We start from the raw sequence: 22,889 nt of genomic DNA, 5'->3' as shown, positions 1-22,889 counted from the left end.
GCTCCTCTAATTTTTAAACTTATAAAATGGATCTTTTGCCAATCTTTCTTGCTCTGATACTACCTTTTTTTGAGGCTGATCAGGCTTTTGTAAACTACCCTGAGTTGGATTTGAAACATAGTTTTTCATCTTATCCAGCAACATATTTACAAAAGCCTCATCCTCAGCATTCTCAAATCCTTTAAATAAAATATCCTCTATCTCATCAGCGTTTATTGAAAGAATTTCTTGACTAGGAATATCTCCATATGGATGAGGGGCTACTCTATAGCGAGGGACTATTTCTTCTTCACTATTTTTAATGATGGCCCGTGCAACAATGAAATAGGTCGAGTGTTCTGGTTCAAATTCCATTGTATCAACAAGTGTAACAACTGTCCCCAATGGCAAAAAAGGTTCCTTCAGTTTAGTCATGATTCATCTCCTGTACTGGTATAACAACATCTACTACTATATCATCCTGCAAATAGTGTAAAATGTGGCGTGGATAAGTAGCTCGCCTTTGTTTTGTAGTTAGCTGATCTACAAAGCGCTGTTGCTGGAAGTCTCCTCCAAAAAGGATATCTGAAACTGTATCTTTCACAATTGCCGTAATACCACCATATCCTGTGCCGACTTTTGATAGTTGATCTATAAACACAAATTGATTGGTTGTGCCAGCATACGATAGAAACTCCGTCACTTCTTCTGGCCTCCACATCAATTTTTCAACTAGTTCCGCTAATCCATTTATAATGATTAAACGTCTCGTAATATTCTGCCCAACAACTGCCTCCAATGCAATTTTCAAATCTTCTTTTTGTTGCTGTATCTGATTACGATCAATGTAGACTGTCACTTTTCCAGCTAAATCTTTTAAATTCGACAAAGTATCAATCATAATAATCTCTATATCAGGTGTAGAAGTCAACTGTTCCATCATCCGAGGCAATAACACTTGATTTTGTTTAATAGACTCTGTAAAAACCCCCAGTGTGCGGCCATTAAAGAGTGGAAAGGAGACAATCTGGGCAGATTGTTTATTTAATCCAATATATAAAGTTTGCGCCTCTGGCTGACCAATCCATTGTTCAAAGTCTGTAATGCTTAAATGTTCAGGCACCATTGGAATGGCTTCTGGACGACAACCTGTCCATTCTCTCCTCCATTTCGAAACTTCTGATTCTAAAATAGTCAAAAGCTCCTCATCTTCCTCTTGTACAACCGGTAAATAGAACTGAATGGCTGTTGGTGTTTCAAGCATGACCTGTCCACGACCTGTAATCGGTTGTGGAGATACCTTTTCTCGTCCCATGAGAGCAGAAATTTCACTTTCATCATTGAGGAATAGCGTCATCTTAGTAGCAATATTGCTCATCATATTCATTCGAACACTACCTAATCGGTTTGCAGTAAAAATCAAGTAAATTCCTAGGCTAGCTCCCTCACGCAGCAATTGCACCATGATCTCATCGATTTTTTCTTTCCGTAAATCATTTGGCGTAACACCATCATAGCTATCTACAATAACTACAACAATCGGTAACACGACGCTTGTTTTTCGCTCATATTGAGATAAATTAGCTACACCGACATCTTTAAATTGTTTCTTACGATACGCTAATATTTCCGATAATCTCTCCAACATTTTTTGAAGTTTTTCATCTTCTTCCAATGTCACAATATCTGCAACCTGAGGTAAATCTTTCAAAGGTAACAAACCATTATTTCCAAAATCCAATAGGTAATAGTGAAGTTGCTCTGGAGTGTTCAAGCGAGCTAAATTCATTACAATTGTTTGAAGAACAGTTGTTTTTCCATAACCTGGACTACCAAAAATAACTGTATGACTCATTTCAAAGAGATTATAATTATAATTAATTTGAATCTGTTCAGAAGGTTTATCAACTATTCCGAGTGGTACAGATACCTGTCTCTCAGAAGTTTGAGCGACTGCCGGAGTAGCTAGATGTTCCTCAAGATTTGGTAACCATGGTCGTTCTGGTCGAACAAAAGTGGATCCATTAAATACTTGATTCACTTCCATAATTACTGCTTCCAATTGTGTTGGCAAATCGCTTGTATCCTTACCTTGAATAACATCTTCATCTGGATCATATAACAATTCATGTTGTCCTAAATCATTGATTCTAAATATCCGCTCATCTACTTGTTCCCCCATTACTTGTTCAGGATCATAAGTAACACCGGCATAGCCACTCTGGAACAAGTCATATACTTCATTCTGTCCAACTTTTAAGTATCCTCGACCAGGATTGGTGATATGCGCTGCATCGGGCGTCTTCAATAATTCGTTAGAATCCTGTGGACTAGCCATTTTTAATGCAATTTTTGATGTAGAATTTGCTTCGATTTGATCATTTACTACACCACTTGGTTTCTGTGTTGCCAATATTAAGTGAACTCCTAATGAACGACCTATACGGGCAACAGAGGTCAATTCATCTAAGAACTCAGGTACATTTGATTTCAGCTCAGCAAACTCATCTGATACCAGTATTAGATGCGGCAATGGTTTCGTTGGATAGATGACATCTTCTTTTGGTTGATGTCTATTTTTGTAGAGATTCATATAAGCATTGATATTATTAACGCCATATTTAGCAAACTCTCTTTGTCTTTTATCTAACTCTGCTTTTATACTAGCTAATGCTCGAGCAGTTCCTGCCCCGTCTAAGTTAGTAATAGCTCCCATAAAATGAGGAAGACTAGCCAAGGTATTCGCAATTCCTCCACCCTTCCAGTCAATAATCAGCATCCCCACGTCCTCGGGTGAAAAATTAATTGCTAAGCCAAGTAAGTAGGTCGTTAAGAATTCTGATTTCCCTGAACCAGTGGTTCCTCCTACTAAAGCATGAGGTCCGTGAGCCCGTTCATGTAAGTCCCAATAGACGTAATCTTGCTTTCCGCGCCAGCCGATTAGCGATCGAATTGATTTATTCGGCTCCGCTTTTTTCCAACGCTCCAAGATTTGTAATTCTTCAACACGTGTTACATCGTATTGCTCAAGTAAGCTTAAACTCTCTGGAATAGCATTCTTTTCCACCTCTAAATGGTTTAAATTCGCTAATTGCCGAACTGTAGACTCCATATCCTCCGATACAAGATAAGGTGCAAAAGAGCGCTCGACATAGACGTGATTATCCGTCACTAGACGTCCTTTTGTCAAATCAGATAATTCTACAAGAGAACTAATTGTTTCTGGCAAATAATGAGCATTCTCTTTAATCCATATCACCGTTACACCTAGTTCGCTCATATCTTCTGCTAACAATTCATTGATACTATGACCAGCTAAATAACTATCTTCAAAAATCGTAAAAATATAGTGTGGAGAAAAAATAGGGCGCTCCTTGCCAGACTCTGCTACGACTTGTTTACGTTTTACTAATAACTGATAAAAGGAATTTAGTACAATTTCTTTCAATTGATTATTATAAATCAAACCACGCATATTTAGTTCCCGCAACTGAAAATGCGGTAAAAATCTCCACTTGGACCATGTGCGAGAAAAGTCACTTCTCGGAAGCAAATGGATAAAATTAACATCTTGATAAGAATGAAAGAACGCAATTTGTAATAATAATGTTTCCATAAAGACAGAAGCAACTTCTGATCGAGCTACAAGGCCTAGTGACTGATTCAATAAAGAAATAGGAGTAGGAACATCTCTTTGTAGACTGTAATGTTTTACAAGAGATTGAACATGTTGTGCTTCCTCGCTAAAATCTTTTGGATTAACATCTGAATCGATTTTTAACGAAGAAGCCTGCTGGCTAGTTCCTAAGGAAACATCTAAAAAGTCCTTATTAGCTACTTGACGTTCATAAATACGCGAATCATACTCTTTAATAGCTTCCATCAATTTTTCAGGACTTGGATGATGGTAGTGTAAAATGCTATTTTCTTTGCTATAAACCTTTTCTATATCTGCAATTACACTTACTAGATAGCGCTTATAATCTAATTGTTTCGTTTCAGTTTCTTTTTTCTGTTCGTTTCGATCTGTGACATATTGAGAGATACTAAACGAAATAGTCATGATACTCATCATTCCCATGCTCAACATCATAAGAGGATTGTTGCCACTAAGAACGGTTGATACCCCTGTTGCTGTAAGCATTCCTAACGGAGGTAAAATAGCTCTTAAAACGGTTTGTTTCTTTGAGTGAGACGCCTTGTCTATCATTTGAAGACGGAACTTATCTGTCGGTACTTCTAAATTTAGACGGGGCTTCCGTCTATAGTCAGGGAATCCTTGTGGGTAGTCTCCTTGATAGGGTTCAACTAGAATAGCCTTCGTATGCAATGTAAGATTATTGGAAAATGTGGTAAGACTCCAATTGTTCCGCCTCTTCTCCAGCATAAAATCTGTTGTCACCAACACAGACCCTATTGAAAATTCTAATACTTTCTGATGAGTCACCAACTGATTCTCAAAATAGATAAAGTCGACTGCCTTGTTAATGATTAATTTTTGTTGGTGCAGCATCATATCGATATCACTTGACACGCAAAGACTTGCAGACACATCTCGTGAAATGGTGAAAGGTTGACTTTCATCAAGCCCAAACAGCGTTGTGCGAGCAAGTGATTTTGAAATAATCAAAAAATGACTACCTTCTACCTCTTGAACACCTGCTTCAAGTATCTCTCCGTTCACAAAGAGTTTTTCATTAATGACACTAAATGTAAAGTTTCTACTTTTCGCTAAGGGATTTTCTTCTGTCAACGTCACCTTCTCTAAAGAATCCCCTAATATATATATGACGAATTGTAAATTTTCTGGATTCAAGCGATGGTCCAATACTGCAAAAGGCGCTTTTTCCAAATCTTGCTGTGTAAAAATATCCATACAATTTCCTCTTAAACAGAATTTCCTTTCTGTATTTTTTACAATGTTTATTTCCCTAGAATTATATCTGCACAATTATGATATGATTAAATCGGGAAACGAATACTCGTTCCAAACTAGAGAACAACTGCTAAAACTGAAGTCATCTCGCGTGAACTATTTTTTACTACTAGATTTTTTGACTTCTGGTTCACTCGAATGCTTTACTTCTGATCCACTTGATTCTGGACTAATAACTTTTGACGAAAGTTCCTCGATCTGTTTAGAATACTCTGCAAGTAGACTCTGCTTTTTCGCTCCATCCATCTTATTATCTAGTTTTATGGATTGATATAAATTAGTATAAGCAAGTAAAATCAGTTGTTCATCACCTAAGTTCTGCGCTAAATCAAGAGCTTTTTCAAACTTACCACGTCCAGTATAAGCCCAATAATTTAATGTATTATCATCGGATTTGAGAGAGATATTATTTAAAATAGCCTGTTTTTGAGCCTCTGTTAAATCGGTCAATTCAATACTTGAAATAGCCAATACATACTTTGCAGATTTTGGAAGCTTTGTTGGTTCATATTTTTCTAAATCTTTCTGAACTTGTGAATATCGATTGGTCATGAAACTAGCTTGCGCATTGATAATAGCCTCTTGCTTCTGATAGTTTGTATAATACGAATAAAGAAAAATAGAAACTACGACTGTTGAAAATAATGCTACAATCCCGCTAATACGATAAAAATTATAGAGTTTCTTAGATACAACTGACTTCGTCTCTTTCATGCGCTTTTGTTCACTTAAACGTTCTGAACGTAAAAGCGCTAATAATTCTGTTACAGATTCAATTTGGGTAATTTTCTTAGAGAAGGAATCGTCTAGGGCCAGAGAAGCTAGGCGCAACTTTTTAAACTCTAATGTCGGATGAAACAAAGAGACGACAATCGATTTTATATCGTGAAATGTTTCTTCTTCATCATAGTCTTGAGGAAACACTAATCCTTTTAAGCCGAAATGGAGTAAAAATACTCTTTCTCCATCTGTATAGATGTTATCTGGATCAATGAAAGGTATTTTATATTCCATTGGTAGTACCAAGGCTTCAACTACTTTCTCTGCTAATTTTAATTTATCAAAGCGTGAACGAAGCCCCTCTTGATAGCTCCTCAAAGAGACTGTCGCCTCCGGAATATTATAGATAAGCTGAAGTCCATCCTTTTGCTCATGAACTGTAATATATTCCTTGATAATTTCTAATGAGTCTTGTCTATACTGTGTTTTATCCAGAAAGACGTAACACTTATCTTCTTCTGCTTTTATTTGAATTGTCATAGTATCATCCACAAACGTCATACTTACTCTCCTAATTGTATTTCAAATTTATCCCCAGTTGCAATTCCAAAATCAGATAATAGATCCGTTTCACCTAATTGCAAATTTTTCCCCTGAATTACCAACTTAAATCCGTCCGGCAATACCACGCCATTTTCTCTAAAGATTTCTTTCACGAGATCTTGTAAGCGGCCTAAAGTAATTCTCGTTGGGATTAGCAAATCAATCTCTCTTCCTTCTTTTACTAGCGTAACACCAATCATACCGCTCTCCTTTTTCTTTTACTCCACCAACTACCGACTGCTACTCCGCCAAGAGAGACAGAGACGCCTCCTAAAAATAATCCTAACACATACCAATTAATAGGAGTAGTAACTGTTTCATCAGATTCTATTACTGCCTTGGGTTGATAGTTTTGAAACATTTTTGTTACATAATTGGGCTTTGTGTTTTCTAGCGTCATTTCACGGTTAAAATCGATTTTTACTGTTTGATCCAGTATTCCTGCTTCTTTTTGTTTCAAGCTCTCAATACGCTTATTAAAATCGTCCAGAAATAATTGCCCACGAATCGCAAAATCACTAGTCGCTCCTGCATCAACCGTATCATTTGTAATAATGTCTGGATTTAACTGTAAATTGCCATTTTCATCAGCATAAACTTTATGAGTTATACTGAATAAATGAAGAGAAATAGCAAAAATGCAAATCACTTTTTTTATCATAAATTTATACCAAAAAAGCGCCTTTATGGCGCTCAAATCCAATTTGTTAATTAAAAGTCACCAAAACCAAAGCCTTGTGCATCCTGAGCGTCACGGTCAGCTGTTCTGTCTGCATATTGGTTCAACTGTTGATAGATATCTTGCAATAAGTTTTCAAACTTTTGAACGTGTTGATACAATTGTTGGTATTGTTCAAGATAGGCTTGGAAAGCTTGACCTTTCCACTCTTCTGCAATAACACTGTTCATGCTATTTACATTTTGAATAGCTTGCTCAATTTCTTCCTTAGAACGCACATAAACTTGTGCTTGTTGTTTCAGCTCTTCAGGTGTTACACTAATTTGTCCCATAGGGGCACCTCCTCATCAATTTATAGTGTTTTTGTTTACAAAAATATTTTACACTTTTTATGCTATGATGTCAATGATTTTTATCAACCTCTTTACTAGAAATACTCCTTTACTCTTCCAATTTTCTGTAGAATTCTCTTCTTTCTTCATCACGTGCATCTTCTAAATCCCATTGCATTTGATTGAGAGTTTGTGAATATTCTTCAGAGACTTGTTCAAATTTGCCCATCACATCACTTGGAACACCTTCTCCTGTACGTTGATAAAAGCTAACAACAGAGGCTACTAAGGCTTCCGTATCTCTGCGTGCTTTTCGTGTATAATCCTCTATTAGAGTTTCTGCTTCCTCTAAATAGCGAAGATTTCGGTAATGTTCCTCTTCATACTGGTCTTGTAGTTCCTGATTCATCAGAGACCTCCTTGGTTGTAATCTTACTTGACTGGATTTTTCAAACGAGGTTTAAATAGCTCTTTTTTTAGATACTCTTTTGCTGCATCTGCTGTTTTACCAGTCAATCCTTCTTGCAGTTCTCCAACAATCGTCTGACTTGCTAATTGCTCCAATTGAGTCTTTTGTGCTTGCAAGGTTAAGGCTAATGATATTTTTTCCTGACTTACTCCCAGCTCTGCCGCGGCTATCATCGCTTGTATAGCGATACGTTCTTGAGTTTTCATATATTCTACATGTCGCTGATACAGCATGCCGGCATTGATAAAAGGATTATTTTCAGCATAGTCTTCTATCATAATTTCTACTCCTTTACTTCAAATGTCATCGATTCATTATATTATGAAATCCCTGTGCACCCTGTGCATCAACCTCTTGAATATGGGACGAAATTTCTACTAACCTTTCTGAGAACTTCTCTACATTCTCTTGGTATTTCCTCAGAGCAGTTTAATCAGCTTCCTCTATTCCTTCATCCCAAAAATCTGATAGTTCTAAAGTTAATAAAAATCGTGACAGTTCCCAACTATCTAAATACTGGACGACTTGACACATAGCAAGACGACTATCACCCAGCCCCTTTAAAATATTTGCTTTTGTAGTTTCAATAGCGGTCTTTGTAGCCACTGTTAGCTCCTCTGCTCTTAATCCAAAATCTTGAGCAACGGTGTCTAGTAATTCCATTCTAAGACTAATTTTTTGATCACCACTTGCGGCACGAATTCTTTGTTGGTAGTCAGGTATAGCCGTTTTATTCCATGCCAACGCTTCCTTTTTAGCATCTGCGATGATTTGCCTATATTGCTGTTGAAAATCACGATAAATAGCATACCCCATCGTCCCCCGCTCCACATAATCTCCTCTTAGAAGATTCATAATGACAGTATCTGACAATCCCAAAACTTTCAATTGGGCCACTTTCTCATCTACGAGATGTGCAAGCTTTTTGCCTGCTGTGATAAATTCTGGATGGTAGGTTGCTGAGGCAACTCGAATTTGGCCCGCTGCGTTCATCTGAAATTCACCAAAATCATGGGAAGAAATCGGATCGTCCAAAGTAGTGGTAAAGTGAAGCGGAACAATAATATTCACTTTTCCAAACTGCTTATCTAATGGTCCTGTTCGGTTTAACATACTCACTATGTCAAAAGGATTGACATAGTAAGTGACTTTCTCCCCAATCTTTTGGATATCTTGATCAGATAAGCCCATCTTTTTAAGACTCTTGACTACATCCGGTCCATCAAACAGCTGAACCTCCCCAATCTTATCAAATGCCTTTGGGTCATCTTGGTACAATTTTGCAATCGACTGAGCAGAAATCATCGTTGCTAATGAATGACCAGTTACATGCAACTTAGCTTGAGGGGAATGGGCTGTAAAATCTTGTATTTTGGCTTTCAAAGCTTTAGTGGCTAACTTTGCTTGAGGAATATAGCTGTCATGACGGACAAACTCGGCATCGTTGTCTATCCAATCATTTACAGTTGCTAGCGATGCGGCGCATCACTTCCACGAATGGCCAGATAGGTGTTCTTGGTGTCCTGTGTCAAGGTAGGGGTGTCTGTCAGAAAATAGGCATTAAAGCCAGCCTTCTTATCTGTCAATAAACTTTTTTGATACTTACCTGTCACAACCTGTGTTTCATATCCACCGTTTACTTTAGGCACTTGAACTGTTGTCGTTTGTTCAACTACATAGGTAGAATCTGGTTGGAGGTAGACCACTCCGTCATTCGGTAGCTGCCGACCGCCTCTAACTGTTCCAATAATGTTATCATTTTCATCCGTTATTGGCGCATCTTGAGAATAATTAATTGATATCGATTGCCCTGAAAGGAGTCTATTTTGCTGTTTTTTAGATAGCTTTTTATAAACAAATAAATTAGGACGCCCGTTATAAGTACTTTGAGCTAGATTTGCATAGATATTATCAAAAGTCACCAAATTACTCAAGTAGCTCACCTCCTATCCTTAAGGGACTTCCAAACCACATGCTTTTAATGCGAATCTGCCCATCCTTTTCATATTTAATTCCTATAACAACGCCCCAATCTGAATCTTCAATGTTGTTAAAACCACCATAAACATCTATCGCGTCTCCTCCACCTTGAGGAGTTCCGTTTCCTATCTTTCCTGACTCCAGTCAATTTGAACCGATTCCACTTTCGGATTGGCTGATTTAACAAAATCTATAATTTCCTGCTCATGCTCTTTAAGATAAGCGATTTGCTTGTCTCTAGGAAATATAGGAGGGAGAATTGGTTCTACCAACTGATAAATCACCGCACCAAGTATCAATAGAAAACCTAGACCGAGGATGATATTGAATAATTTGTTCATGAGAGATTCCTTTCATTTTAAACCATATTCCTATCTCTATTATACAATAAAATCTCATTATTGAACCATTAATATGATCATTTCTCTCTGATTATATCGTCTAGCCTACTCATCATTTATTCAGATAAGTAAAAAAGCTACATTTTGTAGCCAGCCCCTTTGCTTCTCCTAAGAGAAAACCTTCTCATATTTAGGAAGTGTTGTATCAACAGTCTTTTTGAGAGCCTTACCAGCTTCACCCTTAATAGCAGTATCTAGCTGCCCGTAGATACTTTTCACTGCGATTTGAGTATGCAAAACAATACTCTTGCCGTCTGTCTTAAAACGCTCCTTAAGGTTTTTAGAATCTCTGCTAATAAAACCAGCTTGCACATGCGCATATTGCTTTTGTAAAGAGCGAATGATTTCATCAAGATCTAGTTCCCCATCGTCTTGTAAATAGTAGCTAGTTACCAATGTCATTATATTCCCTCCTCAAGTCATGTAATTCTGTCTCCAACTGATCACGTTCATGATAAAACAGGCGTTTCGTCTCCTCTATCTCCTCTTCCAAGGTATGAAGAATATCCTTATAAGCCCATTGTGACTCATCTTGTAGCTCTTGGACTTTCGCATAGAAACTCCCTGCCTCTTCTTGACTCGCATCGTGGTGGATCAGCAGTTGCTTCATCTTATTCTGTTCTTGCTCTAAGATAGCCGATAACCGGCGATGACGATCATCCAAGTCCCTCATTCTCTCTTCGAGTCGCCTTTTATTGCGATAGTAATCCTCTTCTTTTTCGGTGAGCTCACGCTCTTTCTGACGAATAAAGCCCAACAGTTCCTCTAAAGCCCCGTATACCATGTCTTAAATTCTCCTGCTAGTTGATTGTCTAGCGCTAGCTTTTCTTCGATAGCGCTATCAAGCTTTGTCTTCAAGGTGTCAAAAGTAGTCGACAAGTTCTGCATTGCCTCAACTTTCGTCTGTGTATACTCATGGAAATTGCTGACAATATGTTCATACGTAACACCATGAGAAGCAAAAATCTCTTGCACTTCCCCATAAGACAGGTGGGAATAAATCGAAAAATCGACCTTAGACCACAGAGCTCCTGCTTCACTATCTGCCTGCTTTTTCAGACTTGTCATTTCATCTAGCCCAAGCTTCGCTGCCTCTGCCATAGAAGAGCCTAAAATAGCACCTTGACCTGCATCAAGGAAGATAGTCTCGCTTGTGCTCAATCCTCCTCCTGTTTTTTGCCATTTGGATTTTAACGTATCAAAACTTGCCATTCTTACAGAAGTAGCGAGCACTGAAAGATAGGATTTAGAGGATAGGTATTGACTACCTACTACATTACCATCTTTATCAATAATTTGACCGTCTTTATTCACTGGAAAAGCTGCTAAATCATGATAACCAATGGGATTCAAGTAAAATTTCTTAGCATCCACATTTCTTGAAATGCCTAACTTATCTGATTTTAATAGGTCATTAAAATAAGCCCCGAAATTACCAACGATATCAAAGTTTATACGATAGTTATTATACATCGCATTATTCGCCTTAACCCATGCTATTGCACGCTCTGACATCCCTCTCATAGGATCTGGACCATTAAATGTTGTAGCAGGTACTTGATTTTCAGCCGCAATAATCAATGCCAAGTAAGCTCCTAACGAATGTCCTGTTGTCGTTAGAGCTGCGTGAGGATATTCTTTCTGAACTTGTTCATAAAACCTTTGCGCCGACTTCAATTGGCTTTCAGTATAAGTTGTGTCAATCGTCATTCTAACAATGGTCTGTGGAATTTGTACAGTCTTGGTATCTGTTCTCAAGCTTGCAGTATCTCCCAGCCCAATCATTTGAATATCTGTATCACGATCATGCTCATCTGAGGAATTAGTGCCTGCATAGGCAATCACAACTTGCGATGTATCTACTTTACCATTCACAACTGGCGCAACCGCCATCGCTTGCATGCCGTTATTATTTGTAGCATCTTTATCATTGTTGTTGTCTTGGACAGTTAGGACTTGATATTTCTGTTTTGTGTTGGGATCTGTTATAGTATCATCTACTAAAACAGGGTTTTCACCGTTTGACTTAGCCTTACTAGGTTCAATATTATAGACCTGCTTCGCTATTTGATTATAACTACTATCAGTAATAGACATATTATTCTCCTAGCTTAATTGAATGTTTCACTTCTATATCATTTAACGAAACACTTTCGATTTCAGTCACTCTATCTTTGATAGGCTCTAGTCGCTCTATGTTGACTTTTTCCTTCAACTTAAAAGTTGAAGGATTGTATCTTATACTATAAATTTCTTTTAAAGTAGACAACCCTGAAAAAGAAAGATTGATTTGACTATTCGCATTGACAATAACAGTAGTCCCCCATGTGCCTGTTTCTCTGGAGTAGCCCCAGCCCTTAAATTCAATTTCTTTGACATTTTCATAGTCATGTACCAAAAGTTTGGCAATACTAGTCTCTAGCTCTCGTTTTTGCTGGTTTTCTGTCATTTTTTGATTTAGTGTAAACATAGTTATCCCTCCAATTATCACCACTAATGCAAGTATAAGTGTCCAAAGTTTTCTTTTTTTCATCATAACATTATATCTTTCTCATTTTTACTAGAAACTCAAATATATATACTCTGATTTACTTTACCATCCACAATAGGTGCGACTGCCATCCCATCAAAACCAGTCCTAGGGTCGGAGTAGGTCTTGATGACTTTGAATTGTTGATTGTCTGGCATCCGAATTGTATTGCTTTCATTAGATAATAATTTAGCATCTGGTTTATCAACTATATATTGATATTCCCCACCTTCTGCATTTCCTCTGTTAACAAAATTTCGATTGACACTATAGACATTTCGTCCTTGATTTAAAATGCTTAGCTGCTCATCTGTGTACTGAAATGACATTACTCAACACTCTCCCTCCCATCTGAAAACAATACTTTTATCTTACTCTTTGTACTTCCTTCATGTGCAGTCAATATTTTCGACTCTTCCGTAGTCACAGTTCCTGACTTGTTTGTCTTCAAATACAAACTATGCCCTATTCCATACTGCACAACTTCTCTATCAGAAAACGTTAATGTGACGGAACAACTCCAACTTCCCGGTGGTTTTGCATAATGTGGCTTACTAATCTCTATCCTATCAATATCCCGATAACTATTCTTCAACGCCTTGACCAGACTAACCTCATATTCTCGATTGCGTTGTTCTTCTTTTTGCTTTTGGATTGCACCATTCAGACTAAATGCCATAAATAAACCTCCTAAGATAATTAGTAAAACGATTAGAACAGGTAATTTCTTTTTCATGCTATGCCTCCATAAAGTGATACTCAAAGAAAATCAAAAAGCAAACTAGGAAGCTAGCCGAAGGCTATACTGGCGTACGGCAAGGCGACGCCGACCAAGTTTGAATTTGATTTTCAAAGAGTATGAGCTATCATCTCTTGCCTACATACCTACTACAGATTTATCTACAACTATTATACAACATTTTTCATGGAAAAACACTCTAGAATGGTCGTAAACATCATTTTTTGAATCCGATTGCTGAGAAGACATCATCACATCCTTTTTAAAGTCTGAGGCACCACTTTCAACTTCTGAAATATAGCCGATACTAATCTTATCTTTCTCTAAAAAATATTGATTAGCTAACCATAAAGATAGCTTGCGCCAACACCTCCCCTATAAAAATCAAAACTTGATTTTCTTAGGAATGATATAAGGATAACAAAGGTAGTTTGGAAAAGATATCACAGGGGAAAATGAGGGAATGAGAAAAGAGAGCCTAAGCTCTCAGAGAAATAATATGCAGTCGAATGCTAAGAAGAATGTTATGATCCTCATCCATTGGCATCCATTTAATTTTCGTATATTACAAATGGATTTTTATAAATTTGGGTTTCATCCATCTGTATAACCGAAACTTTATCAAAACCCGATCTATCTAATGTTAAAAATGACTTTCCTACAATTCTTTGTGTATTTAAAGGATTTGTTGTCATAAATAGATTAACCTCATTATAGGTGTTAACTATTTTTTGTACCTCTTCTCGAACTGTACTAACTAATTGAGGATTGTTATATCTGTTACCACTATACTTTCGTTGCGATGAAATTTTTACTGTTGTATTTTCCAAATAGTCAGCTGCTAATTTTTCTAAAGGAATATCATATGTATCACATACTAATAAATTGACAATTTTATTCTTTTTGTTTTCAATTGGATACTCAACAATAATTTCTCCTTGAAATTCATCATATTGAACAACTGATGATTCAGAGATAAATTCTGAAAAAACTCCATTAATAATAAGTTCAAACTGCATTGGTATTGAGACACCTATAAGTTGTAACTTTTGATAGCCTAATATATTTGCTGCGATCCACAGTCTCTTATAACAATTATGAAGATATACAGAATGACCATCATTAAATGTTCGCTCCGCATTGTTTTTTCTAAAAATCATTAATAATGAAATAGAGATTAATAAATAAAGAACGATATAAGTAGCGGTAGAATTATCAGGAGTTATTTCAAAAATAGCTCTTGTAAAAAAATTGGTATTTGATATTTTTTCAACTTCAACTAGGGTCAAACTCTTCCCAATCAAATAGCAAATAAGAATTGGAAATAGAAAAATTAATACTAATGGTAAATAAAATTTTTGAGACCAAAAAAAGCATTTCTTAAATAATTTATTTTTTCGATTCATACGTATTCTATACATCCTTAAAATAGATTAGAGTGGATTGCCACTCATTTGATTCCCTAAAGTAGAATCTACCAGCCCGAAGACCAATTATCAAAAAGAATAATCTGTCATCATTATCTGAGATAATTTTTTCCCATGATTGAATGTCAACATTAGATGCAGTAGGTATATCTTCAGGATGGGTGTGCCATTCTCCAATTAAACTTATAAAACCTGAACTTTTACCAAAATAATCATCCGCAAATTTCTGGTGGTTTGGAGAAGTTTTTGAGAATTTATATCTACTTCTTACATCATTATCCTGTGGTCCTGAAAAATTTATAATAAGTATCGAATTATTTAAAAGTCTCTTACCAACAAAGATACCACCTGCTTCAGGTTCCGAACCCAGTTGCCTAAATTCTAGTAATAAATTAAAAATATCAGATGGTATTACAATTTGGGATTTATTATTCAGACTTACATATATCAACTTTATACTCTCCATTACACTCTGGACAAGAAGTATTTGTTCTTAAAGCAACATTTAATAAATCACTATTTTTTAAACAATTGTAGTATCGAACACTATATGTAAATCCTTCTTTTCCAAACTGTTTATCTGAACCAATTACTGATACTAATCTGTTTTCAGCAGAAAACTCCCCATCCAAGTACTGTAAATATACTTCTATAGCTTTATTTGCCAATGAACTAGGCGCAATAACATTATAAGGAATAAATGAAGAATAGCAGCTAGCTAGACGCTTTTCAAATATTTGATTTTTCTCTGCAAAAGAGGCTCTATTATTAACAAGATGTCCATCTTCATAATTCATACACATATAGCATCCATTATTTTGTGGAGAAACTAGCAGGTTATGGTACCCAACTCCATATGGATCTAACCAGCAATACAATACCGTTTTTCCAATCTTTCTGAAAAAATGATTAATTTCAAAATTTGTTTTAGTATCTCCGACACAAGAAAAAATAAAATCATATTCGTGAAATAAATTTGGATTCTTCCGAGCTATTTCTTGAAATCGAATACCCTCACATTCGATTTCTAAATCTGGATTTTCTTTTTTCAATCTATCTTCTAGAGCATCTACTTTTTGAATATTGTCTATTATACTATCCATGCCTAAGTAATGCCTAGAAATGTTATCTACCGTTAAAAAATCAGGATCTATTAAAAGAAGTTGCGCTATACCCATTTTAGATAAGTTGTTAGCAACAAAAGATCCTACAGATCCAAGTCCAACAATGACTACTTTTTTATTCAGGAAATCATATTCTTGGGATGTCCTACTCACTCTATACTCCTTGTCAAATCTTGTAATGTATACTGGAGTAATTTTGCAACTCCCATTTTTTGATTTCTGCGCCTTAGAATCAATATTTTTTCTATTTTTATTTTTTTGTTGCACCTTATTATCAATTTTAAATGGAAATTTGGAAGTACTAAACTCAAAGCTCGCACCAAACAAAACATAATCATTATCAGATATAGGAAGTGATAAAATTAATATGAATGACTTTCGTTTCGTTTTACACCACTTTTGGAAGCGACGTCTAACACCCGAAGATAGATTTCCTGTAATCATTTTCTTAAATGTTGCTTCTGTTAGTTCCTTCAGGGGATTAGGAGGAATCACAGAAGTCGAATCTTTAAGTGGAAGTATATAAACATCACTGCTTTTTTTAGAATGTGGCGCAACACTCTCTTTGAGTTGTGAACCATAATTAAAAAGATAGCACTTCTGATTCGATAGAACTAATTCATGTTTCTCAAATGTACTGACCTTGGATAAACAACTTCGAATGTCTATATATTTTGTTTTTGACTTCAAACAACTGATATGCCAATATGATAGAAACTCTTTCCTGAGCTCTTCGGTCATTTTTGGTGTATCCCAACTATCCAGTAATTCCTTTACTTTTTCACAGCAATCTTTCAATAATCCACGTGGATTGTTAAAGTCCCAAATTAAATTATCTTCTGAAATGTAACACAATTTCCCTTCGGAACCGACATGGCTATACCATTTATTAAAATCCATATAATTTGAAAGATAGATTTCAGGAAGTGAATGGGGAAAGTCATTAGAAACGATAATTTTTAAGGTAAATTTTTTATATTGATAAAAGTAGCATTCCTTATCTTCGAACTCCAAACTTTCTGAAGGTATTTCGTCAAAGTATATCTGGAATATTTCTTTTTTTTCTAACATACACGCCTCTAAGCACTTGGATAATCACTGATTATAGCCCGAGTTCCAAAATTTTCTGCTGTCTCTTTTTGTTCAGTAATAGGAAAATCATCACCAAACTGTTTACTCAATATTTTTGTAGACTCACTTAAATCAGTAGAATCTATTGCTTCATCTAGTGAGTCTCTTAATTTTTCTAATTTATTCTTAAATGCTTCCATTTGTATATTTGATACCCTTTCATATACATCCGTACACGGCTTAACCGGTAAGAAAACCTTTAATCTCGGATAAAATAAGTTTCTATCAACATCATATGTATCCGAAAATGAATTAATCATAGTATTTACTAAATTTCTTAAAGCTGAAATATCATCATAAATAGTATTTCCAGATAGATAGTCTTCTTTTTTGCACACAGTAAAATTATTAACAGCAAAGACTGAAATACCAATACCAGTTGGTTTATTATCCTGATTCTTAAATTTTAGATCTTTCCATCTTTTTAAATAGCGAATTACTCTTCGAAATTGTTTTCGGTCTTCTGAGTTCTCCATAGCATTATTAATTTTTTCCGTTAATTCTACAGGGTCTGCTTCCTCCCACCTAGTGTTTTCATCTGTACTATTAAGCTTTCCTCTTGCTAAAAAATAATTATCATCATCAATACAATACAAAGCAATATCAATATGAACATTATCTTTAGGAAATGATACCGTCACACATGGATTTTTTACTTTTACATTATTTTCTCCAAATTTAGTAACTAATGCATTAAAAATAATTTTCTTTATTTCTTTAGGGGTATTTGAATATCTATCAACATCAATTCTCAAACCTCTATCTAAATCATAATCTCCATCATCTAATGGTAAAATCCCAGTATGAGTTGAGTAACTCCCCTGGTTAAAAAAGCTTTTTTCAAATTCTGAAACGTCATTATTAATTATTTCTTCAACCTCTTTACGTTTTTCGATTAAAACCTTTTTATCATCGGCATCTAGCTTAATAGTATCGTGAAATTTAATAAACTGTGACTGCAAAGTAGCCATAAACTTTCTCCTTAAATTATTTTGTTATATCTAACTTTCATTATAACACTTTCTATTACCATTTTTTGAACTTCCAATTGACTAACTAATCAAAAAATGATTTTAGAAGATAACATTATTATCGTTCTTCCAACACAACTCCCTCAACCGTTCTTGCCCCACCTTCAACATCTCTTCCTCTACCTTACTCCATTTTCCGAAAAGGCATTCTTGTAGAACTTCTGCTGCTGAACCTTCATCCGTTTCAGAATCATATACACAATTCCTATCTCTTTGGTAAATTTGAATCTGGTCAAAGAACTTATCATTTTCCAACTCTCGTACATTATCGACCAAATGATTCACAATGACATCATGGTGTTCTTTAGGGGTTGCTCTGGCTTGATTTGGATCAATGGCATAAAGTTCCTCATAACGAATTAAAGTGCTAAGATAAGACAGTTCTGGCTTTGTTGCAATCAATGCCAGTGATACTTGATAGCCTTTTGATTTCAATAGCTGAGCTGTTTTTCGTGGGACTGCTGTTGTTCTTAACATTCCCTCAATTAACAAATGATATCCTTGTTTGCTCAACTCATCTACAAGACATTCAACCATTTTTCCCGCAAAGGATTTAGTATAATCCACACTATCTTTGCCATATTTTTCTTGTAAGGCTAGGTAATTCGGATGTAAAGAGCGATAGCTGTCACCATCAATAATGATGATATTTCCCTGAAATTCTTTTTGTTTAATGCGGTGTATCGTTGTCTTACCTGCTCCGCTCTGGCCACCAAGTAAGAGAGCTTGTGGACTTGATGGAATCGTCTTACCACGAGTTAAAGAACAAATAGTTCGTTTCAGGGCTAAGTCAAAGTCAGCTTGACTGAATTCTTCTAACGTCATTAAGCCACCACCTGATGATTCGCAAGGCCTAACATCCGCTCAATGCCATCTAAATAACCATTATAGCGTTCTAATTTGTCAAAGGTATCGACAAGGTAAATCTTGGTATTGATAAGGTCAGATAAATCATCACTCATTAAAACCCAAGGATTAAGCTCGTCATCAAACGCAATTCCTTGACTATCTTGATAACGATACAGTTTAGATAGAATGGCTGCGCCACGTTCTTTCATCACTTCTATTTTTAAGGTCAACTGATAATCTTCCACGGGCGTAAGCATTTTATCTTCTCCAACCAGATCTACATAAGACACATTGAACTTTTGACATATAGTATCTATCAACTCAGTTGTAATCGGACTCGTTCCATTTTCATATCTACTGAGGCTGTTTCGTGAGATACCGACAATATTCGCAAACTCTGTCTGTGTTAAATCGTGTGTTTTCCGTAGTGAGCTAATATTATTTCCAATCATAGTAGGTCCTCCATATTAAAAGTATACCATAAAATTATATTTTCTGCACCAAAAATGGTGCATTATAGTCTTACATATTCAAAATATTGTGACATAGAAAAAAACTAGATTCACTAAAAATATGAACCTAGCTTCTACATACTTCTCCACTACATTCGAGACGTCCTCAAGCAAGTCTCTCTAAGTATCAAAAATTACCTCTAAACAAGTTTTAATAACTCAAACTACCTTTCTGAAAATCCATAATGTACCAAATCAACTTGATAGCGACAACTTTCTTCCAGTAATTTTTGTAACTTATTATTCCAAAACAACTTAGATTCTTTAGACATAGACATCACAGTATGCCTCATTGCTATGAAATAAACAAATAATTTTTTATCACCATTTTCTGAAGAAGCCTCCAGCAACTCTTCATCCGCATGATGAATAGCAGGTAGTGTATTATGCAAACGATCATATAATCGACCATTATGTGAGCAGATATTGCGCAAATATCGTAAAGCATTACACCATGACAATAGCACTTTAGCCGGAATTTTCATATCTTCACTCAATGGTAAACTCACATGCGTTGCTACTTTATTTCTATAATTTGGTTGTAAGGCAATCAAAAATGAAGCAATATTTCCAAAAGTCATTAGACGAAATACTATCCAAGGAAGAGCAACTCCATTATATACAAAAAAAGGCCACCTAGTTATGTCAAGAGAACCCTTGATACCTTTGATGACTTCTAATCTATAACAGGTATACCAGAATATTAAGCAAATGTCAAAAAAATTTATGTCGGCTTCTTCATCTGCTTAAATGCCCCGTTGTCAAGTCCAAGTTAGCCAGCGTATAAAACTTCTCTAGGAGTTTTGTAATCTAATACTTTCTTAGGATAGTTATTGATCCAATTTTCAATGAATGTGACCTGTTTTTGGGTCGCATTTTTACTTCCCTTTGGTAACCAACGTCGAATCAAACGATTATGGTTCTCATTGGTCCCTCTCTCCCAAGAAGCATAAGGGTGGGCATAGTAAATGTGCTCAGGGTCAAAAACCTCAGATAAGCGACTAAATTCCGTCCCGTTGTCAGCTGTGATAGAGTGAATCTGATACTCTTGCAGGATTGTTCTCAGGGCATGATTGACGGAAGAGGCGGACTTGTCAGGAATAAGGCGAATGATTTGATACCGACTTTTTCTGTCGGTTAGGGTCAGTAGGCACTCGTTTTTAGCTCGTGTTTGAATAACTGTGTCAATCTCAACATCACCGATATTCTCCCGCTTATTGATACTCTCTGGTCGTTCCTCAATCGACTTTCCAGCAGGTTTAAAGTTAGGACTAGCTTGTTTCTTGTTGGCTTTCGCTTTTCTAGGATAGAGCAGGGCTTCTTTCCCAACTCCTAGATGTCCATGATGAATCCAGTAATAGATAGTGGACACAGGAACAGTTACCTTTCCAGCCTTGACCATCATCTCAGGCGAGTATTTCTGAGTCAGGTAGTGACAGATTTTCTCCTTGGTCTGTTTGTCTAGTTGAACAGCTTTCACAGAGCGTTTTCGATTTTCTTCATAGGTCATCTGAGCTCTGTCGGCTGAATAGACCTTTTTGAACCTACTTTGACGCACTTGTTGGAGAATTAGCCCCCGCTTGACCTCATTATGGATGGTTTGAGGAGCTTTATCTAGTCGCCTAGCCACTTCACGATTGGAACAGCCTTCATGTAACCAACGTTCAATATTTCTACGGTCTGATAGTGTTAAATGTTTTCCTTTTGGTGTATAATAGTCTTGCATCTCAGAGTCCTTCTAATTGTTGTTGTGGTGATTACAATTATATCTCTCTGAGGTGTTTTTTCATACCTTCAACCGGTTAACTTCATTTTAGAACTTTCGGTACTTGACTTGACAACGAGGCACATTAAAAAATTTTTAGAAAATACTTGACAATAAAGACAGCATGTATTACAATTATTGTAGGTTTGGGAATAGTATTCGCCACTCCGACCCTCGCGGATGATATCTGGCGAGTTTTTTTATTGTTAATATTTTAGAAAATTCATTGTTTTATAGTGAATTCTTTCCATCACTATATCGTAAAATTTAACAATCTCTCCATCTTCAAATTTAATATTCAAAAATTCTCCTTCATCCACAGATAAATCTGAGTGGATTTTTTTATATTCTTCGAGACGAGTTTCACCTGCAATCATGGAACATAAAAAATCAACAATTTCTAATCCACAATGACTTGGTGTATGCTTACTCCCCACTTCCTCTTTCCTGATAAATCTAATTTCATCCAATACTTCAACTGCTACATCTTGTCGAACATTATCACTTCCAATAGCGACTGTATGATTATAGGCTTTTTTTAAATCTGTACGGGCGTCAAACTCTTTTCCATCCGCATCAAATCTAAGTTTAGTATAAATTTTTTTAGGCATTTCCTCATCAAGGTACCTACCATCTGGAACATTAGTATGCCCTATAACATCCTTTTTCAATAATGTAAGTAGCAGTGAATCTAGATGTCGCTTCATTGCTACGTAAGGAACGGCGTTTAAGATACCAGGTGCTATATTTCGAGAGGTTTTTGACTTAAACTGATTATTCTTAATGTTATTTCTTTTAGTAAGATACCATCCTTTCTCCCAGTAATAGTCTGTATGTACAATAAAAAATGTATTATCATCTAAAATCTTTTGCAAATCAGTAAAAAACTCTTTTAACTTTTGGACAGAAAATACTTCATCTTCTAAAAAATAAGAATACATTGGATTAGACTCATTTTGTCCTTCGGATAATAACAACTTTTTAAAATCTACAAAATGCAGAGCTTTTGATGATTCAAATTTATACTTATTGCGAAACTTCTTCCATTCTGACTCTAATTTTTCCTGATAACTATTCTGCGGAAATGTCAAGCTGGTAATAGAATATTCTTGAAAAATATCTTTTCCTTCCCCATCCATTACTTGAGTTAAATAATTTTGTTTACATTCGTCAATATAGGTGTAAAATAATTCTCCTGTAGACATACAGACTCTCCTTGTAAGTTAAACTTCCCCTATTATAGCATATATTATCCAATAAAAAAAACAATGAAATCTAAAATAGAATAGTATTTAACTTATTAATCTTAATCCCAAGTAATAATTAATATGCAACAAATATATAATCACTTCGGCTTCCTCATCTGCTTAAATTGCTCAATCCGTTTTTCTAGTTGCTCTATATGCAGCTTATTCTTAGCTTCCGTAATCGTATCATCGAGTGTTTGTTCCTGGTGAACTTCCTCCCGACTTTATCACTTGTTTTTTCCCCCCACCTTGCTCCCCCTTGGTAGAGTAAGGTTTTTTAATAAATTTCAACGTCTTATCTTGTTGTATATGGTTATGTATGGTATAATGAACTATGGCTTTTATTAAAACAACAACAAACAAAGAAGGTAGGACGCATGTTTACCTTGTAGAAGGCTATCGTAAAGATGGTAAGGTCAAACAGCGTATCCTTAA

Annotated in this window: 25 protein-coding genes and 1 pseudogene; all 26 read right to left on the bottom strand. The window is 35.8% G+C overall.

Features of this window, described 5'->3' with window-relative positions; genetic code table 11:
* Positions 1-6: 6 nt before the first annotated feature.
* Positions 7-414 (bottom strand): DUF4176 domain-containing protein, encoded by a 408-nt coding sequence (locus E4T82_RS01715; protein ID WP_135181184.1) that lies wholly within the window; start codon positions 412-414, stop codon positions 7-9.
* Complete coding sequence (essC, locus tag E4T82_RS01710) at positions 407-4,855, bottom strand: type VII secretion protein EssC (RefSeq protein ID WP_228065022.1); 4,449 nt, start codon at positions 4,853-4,855, stop codon at positions 407-409. The genes E4T82_RS01715 and essC overlap by 8 nt, the downstream gene beginning before the upstream one ends.
* A gap of 156 nt (positions 4,856-5,011) precedes the next feature.
* Positions 5,012-6,196, bottom strand: coding sequence for a type VII secretion protein EssB (gene essB, locus E4T82_RS01705; RefSeq protein ID WP_135181183.1), 1,185 nt, complete (start codon positions 6,194-6,196; stop codon positions 5,012-5,014).
* A gap of 2 nt (positions 6,197-6,198) precedes the next feature.
* Positions 6,199-6,438, bottom strand: a complete 240-nt coding sequence (locus E4T82_RS01700; protein ID WP_135181182.1) for an EsaB/YukD family protein — start codon at positions 6,436-6,438, stop codon at positions 6,199-6,201.
* On the bottom strand, positions 6,435-6,899 hold the full coding sequence (gene essA, locus E4T82_RS01695; RefSeq protein WP_135181181.1) for a type VII secretion protein EssA: 465 nt from the start codon (positions 6,897-6,899) through the stop codon (positions 6,435-6,437). The genes E4T82_RS01700 and essA overlap by 4 nt, the downstream gene beginning before the upstream one ends.
* Positions 6,900-6,949: 50 nt before the next feature.
* The gene (locus tag E4T82_RS01690) at positions 6,950-7,249 is read right to left on the bottom strand and encodes a WXG100 family type VII secretion target (RefSeq protein WP_135181180.1); all 300 of its coding nucleotides are present in this window, start codon (positions 7,247-7,249) and stop codon (positions 6,950-6,952) included.
* A gap of 109 nt (positions 7,250-7,358) precedes the next feature.
* Positions 7,359-7,658: a hypothetical protein gene (locus E4T82_RS01685; RefSeq protein ID WP_135181179.1), complete on the bottom strand. Its 300-nt coding sequence runs from the start codon at positions 7,656-7,658 to the stop codon at positions 7,359-7,361.
* Positions 7,659-7,681: 23 nt separating this feature from the next.
* Positions 7,682-7,996: a hypothetical protein gene (locus tag E4T82_RS01680; RefSeq protein WP_135181178.1), complete on the bottom strand. Its 315-nt coding sequence runs from the start codon at positions 7,994-7,996 to the stop codon at positions 7,682-7,684.
* A 151-nt stretch (positions 7,997-8,147) separates the two neighbouring features.
* A complete protein-coding gene (locus tag E4T82_RS12645; RefSeq protein WP_194185861.1) occupies positions 8,148-9,101 on the bottom strand; it encodes a hypothetical protein in 954 nt (317 codons plus the stop codon).
* A gap of 86 nt (positions 9,102-9,187) precedes the next feature.
* Positions 9,188-9,652, bottom strand: a complete 465-nt coding sequence (locus E4T82_RS12640) for a hypothetical protein (protein WP_194185860.1) — start codon at positions 9,650-9,652, stop codon at positions 9,188-9,190.
* A pseudogene (locus E4T82_RS01670) lies at positions 9,645-10,039 on the bottom strand (hypothetical protein). The gene E4T82_RS12640 and the pseudogene E4T82_RS01670 overlap by 8 nt, the downstream one beginning before the upstream one ends.
* Before the next feature lie 168 nt (positions 10,040-10,207).
* Positions 10,208-10,501, bottom strand: a complete 294-nt coding sequence (locus E4T82_RS01665) for a hypothetical protein (RefSeq protein WP_135181177.1) — start codon at positions 10,499-10,501, stop codon at positions 10,208-10,210.
* On the bottom strand, positions 10,485-10,883 hold the full coding sequence (locus tag E4T82_RS01660; RefSeq protein ID WP_135181176.1) for a hypothetical protein: 399 nt from the start codon (positions 10,881-10,883) through the stop codon (positions 10,485-10,487). Before E4T82_RS01660 ends, E4T82_RS01665 begins: the two co-directional genes overlap by 17 nt.
* Entirely contained in the window at positions 10,865-12,196 is a 1,332-nt protein-coding gene (locus E4T82_RS01655; RefSeq protein WP_135181175.1) for a hypothetical protein, read from the bottom strand. The genes E4T82_RS01660 and E4T82_RS01655 overlap by 19 nt, the downstream gene beginning before the upstream one ends.
* Before the next feature lies 1 nt (position 12,197).
* A complete protein-coding gene (locus E4T82_RS01650) occupies positions 12,198-12,635 on the bottom strand; it encodes a hypothetical protein (RefSeq protein WP_245167465.1) in 438 nt (145 codons plus the stop codon).
* A gap of 32 nt (positions 12,636-12,667) precedes the next feature.
* On the bottom strand, positions 12,668-12,958 hold the full coding sequence (locus E4T82_RS01645) for a hypothetical protein (RefSeq protein ID WP_135181174.1): 291 nt from the start codon (positions 12,956-12,958) through the stop codon (positions 12,668-12,670).
* On the bottom strand, positions 12,958-13,365 hold the full coding sequence (locus E4T82_RS01640; protein ID WP_228065021.1) for a hypothetical protein: 408 nt from the start codon (positions 13,363-13,365) through the stop codon (positions 12,958-12,960). Before E4T82_RS01640 ends, E4T82_RS01645 begins: the two co-directional genes overlap by 1 nt.
* 554 nt (positions 13,366-13,919) lie before the next feature.
* Positions 13,920-14,774: an acyltransferase gene (locus E4T82_RS01635; protein ID WP_135181172.1), complete on the bottom strand. Its 855-nt coding sequence runs from the start codon at positions 14,772-14,774 to the stop codon at positions 13,920-13,922.
* Positions 14,775-14,781: 7 nt separating this feature from the next.
* Positions 14,782-15,246: a Mov34/MPN/PAD-1 family protein gene (locus tag E4T82_RS01630; RefSeq protein WP_167753536.1), complete on the bottom strand. Its 465-nt coding sequence runs from the start codon at positions 15,244-15,246 to the stop codon at positions 14,782-14,784.
* Positions 15,224-16,990 carry a ThiF family adenylyltransferase gene (locus E4T82_RS01625; RefSeq protein WP_135181170.1) on the bottom strand — a complete coding sequence of 589 codons (1,767 nt, stop codon included), beginning with the start codon at positions 16,988-16,990 and terminating at the stop codon, positions 15,224-15,226. Before E4T82_RS01625 ends, E4T82_RS01630 begins: the two co-directional genes overlap by 23 nt.
* Before the next feature lie 8 nt (positions 16,991-16,998).
* The gene (locus tag E4T82_RS01620; protein ID WP_135181169.1) at positions 16,999-18,021 is read right to left on the bottom strand and encodes a nucleotidyltransferase domain-containing protein; all 1,023 of its coding nucleotides are present in this window, start codon (positions 18,019-18,021) and stop codon (positions 16,999-17,001) included.
* Positions 18,022-18,123: 102 nt separating this feature from the next.
* Positions 18,124-18,906: a type II toxin-antitoxin system toxin PezT gene (pezT, locus tag E4T82_RS01615; RefSeq protein ID WP_135181168.1), complete on the bottom strand. Its 783-nt coding sequence runs from the start codon at positions 18,904-18,906 to the stop codon at positions 18,124-18,126.
* Entirely contained in the window at positions 18,906-19,382 is a 477-nt protein-coding gene (gene pezA / locus E4T82_RS01610; protein ID WP_135181167.1) for a type II toxin-antitoxin system antitoxin PezA, read from the bottom strand. Before pezA ends, pezT begins: the two co-directional genes overlap by 1 nt.
* Before the next feature lie 224 nt (positions 19,383-19,606).
* Positions 19,607-20,038 (bottom strand): Abi family protein, encoded by a 432-nt coding sequence (locus E4T82_RS01605; RefSeq protein WP_280842404.1) that lies wholly within the window; start codon positions 20,036-20,038, stop codon positions 19,607-19,609.
* A gap of 176 nt (positions 20,039-20,214) precedes the next feature.
* Positions 20,215-21,168: an IS30 family transposase gene (locus tag E4T82_RS01600; RefSeq protein WP_135181165.1), complete on the bottom strand. Its 954-nt coding sequence runs from the start codon at positions 21,166-21,168 to the stop codon at positions 20,215-20,217.
* Between the two features lie 245 nt (positions 21,169-21,413).
* Positions 21,414-22,412, bottom strand: coding sequence for a glycine/betaine ABC transporter substrate-binding protein (locus E4T82_RS01595; protein WP_135181164.1), 999 nt, complete (start codon positions 22,410-22,412; stop codon positions 21,414-21,416).
* Positions 22,413-22,889: the final 477 nt, after the last annotated feature.

Source organism: Streptococcus cuniculi (assembly GCF_004570575.1).
Lineage (GTDB): Bacteria > Bacillota > Bacilli > Lactobacillales > Streptococcaceae > Streptococcus > Streptococcus cuniculi_A.
Note: the sequence above shows the minus strand (reverse complement) of the source record. Positions and strands in the feature narration are given on the sequence as shown.

Bases quoted from the DNA above. Each gene is read 5' to 3' on its own strand.
- E4T82_RS01715 (WP_135181184.1), bottom strand. From the start codon at position 414: ATGACTAAACTGAAGGAACCTTTTTTGCCATTGGGGACAGTTGTTACA.
- essC (WP_228065022.1), bottom strand. From the start codon at position 4,855: ATGGATATTTTTACACAGCAAGATTTGGAAAAAGCGCCTTTTGCAGTA.
- essB (WP_135181183.1), bottom strand. From the start codon at position 6,196: ATGACGTTTGTGGATGATACTATGACAATTCAAATAAAAGCAGAAGAA.
- E4T82_RS01700 (WP_135181182.1), bottom strand. From the start codon at position 6,438: ATGATTGGTGTTACGCTAGTAAAAGAAGGAAGAGAGATTGATTTGCTA.
- essA (WP_135181181.1), bottom strand. From the start codon at position 6,899: ATGATAAAAAAAGTGATTTGCATTTTTGCTATTTCTCTTCATTTATTC.
- E4T82_RS01690 (WP_135181180.1), bottom strand. From the start codon at position 7,249: ATGGGACAAATTAGTGTAACACCTGAAGAGCTGAAACAACAAGCACAA.
- E4T82_RS01685 (WP_135181179.1), bottom strand. From the start codon at position 7,658: ATGAATCAGGAACTACAAGACCAGTATGAAGAGGAACATTACCGAAAT.
- E4T82_RS01680 (WP_135181178.1), bottom strand. From the start codon at position 7,996: ATGATAGAAGACTATGCTGAAAATAATCCTTTTATCAATGCCGGCATG.
- E4T82_RS01665 (WP_135181177.1), bottom strand. From the start codon at position 10,501: ATGACATTGGTAACTAGCTACTATTTACAAGACGATGGGGAACTAGAT.
- E4T82_RS01660 (WP_135181176.1), bottom strand. From the start codon at position 10,883: ATGGTATACGGGGCTTTAGAGGAACTGTTGGGCTTTATTCGTCAGAAA.
- E4T82_RS01655 (WP_135181175.1), bottom strand. From the start codon at position 12,196: ATGTCTATTACTGATAGTAGTTATAATCAAATAGCGAAGCAGGTCTAT.
- E4T82_RS01650 (WP_245167465.1), bottom strand. From the start codon at position 12,635: ATGATGAAAAAAAGAAAACTTTGGACACTTATACTTGCATTAGTGGTG.
- E4T82_RS01645 (WP_135181174.1), bottom strand. From the start codon at position 12,958: ATGTCATTTCAGTACACAGATGAGCAGCTAAGCATTTTAAATCAAGGA.
- E4T82_RS01640 (WP_228065021.1), bottom strand. From the start codon at position 13,365: ATGAAAAAGAAATTACCTGTTCTAATCGTTTTACTAATTATCTTAGGA.
- E4T82_RS01635 (WP_135181172.1), bottom strand. From the start codon at position 14,774: ATGAATCGAAAAAATAAATTATTTAAGAAATGCTTTTTTTGGTCTCAA.
- E4T82_RS01625 (WP_135181170.1), bottom strand. From the start codon at position 16,990: ATGTTAGAAAAAAAAGAAATATTCCAGATATACTTTGACGAAATACCT.
- E4T82_RS01620 (WP_135181169.1), bottom strand. From the start codon at position 18,021: ATGGCTACTTTGCAGTCACAGTTTATTAAATTTCACGATACTATTAAG.
- pezT (WP_135181168.1), bottom strand. From the start codon at position 18,906: ATGACGTTAGAAGAATTCAGTCAAGCTGACTTTGACTTAGCCCTGAAA.
- pezA (WP_135181167.1), bottom strand. From the start codon at position 19,382: ATGATTGGAAATAATATTAGCTCACTACGGAAAACACACGATTTAACA.
- E4T82_RS01600 (WP_135181165.1), bottom strand. From the start codon at position 21,168: ATGCAAGACTATTATACACCAAAAGGAAAACATTTAACACTATCAGAC.
- E4T82_RS01595 (WP_135181164.1), bottom strand. From the start codon at position 22,412: ATGTCTACAGGAGAATTATTTTACACCTATATTGACGAATGTAAACAA.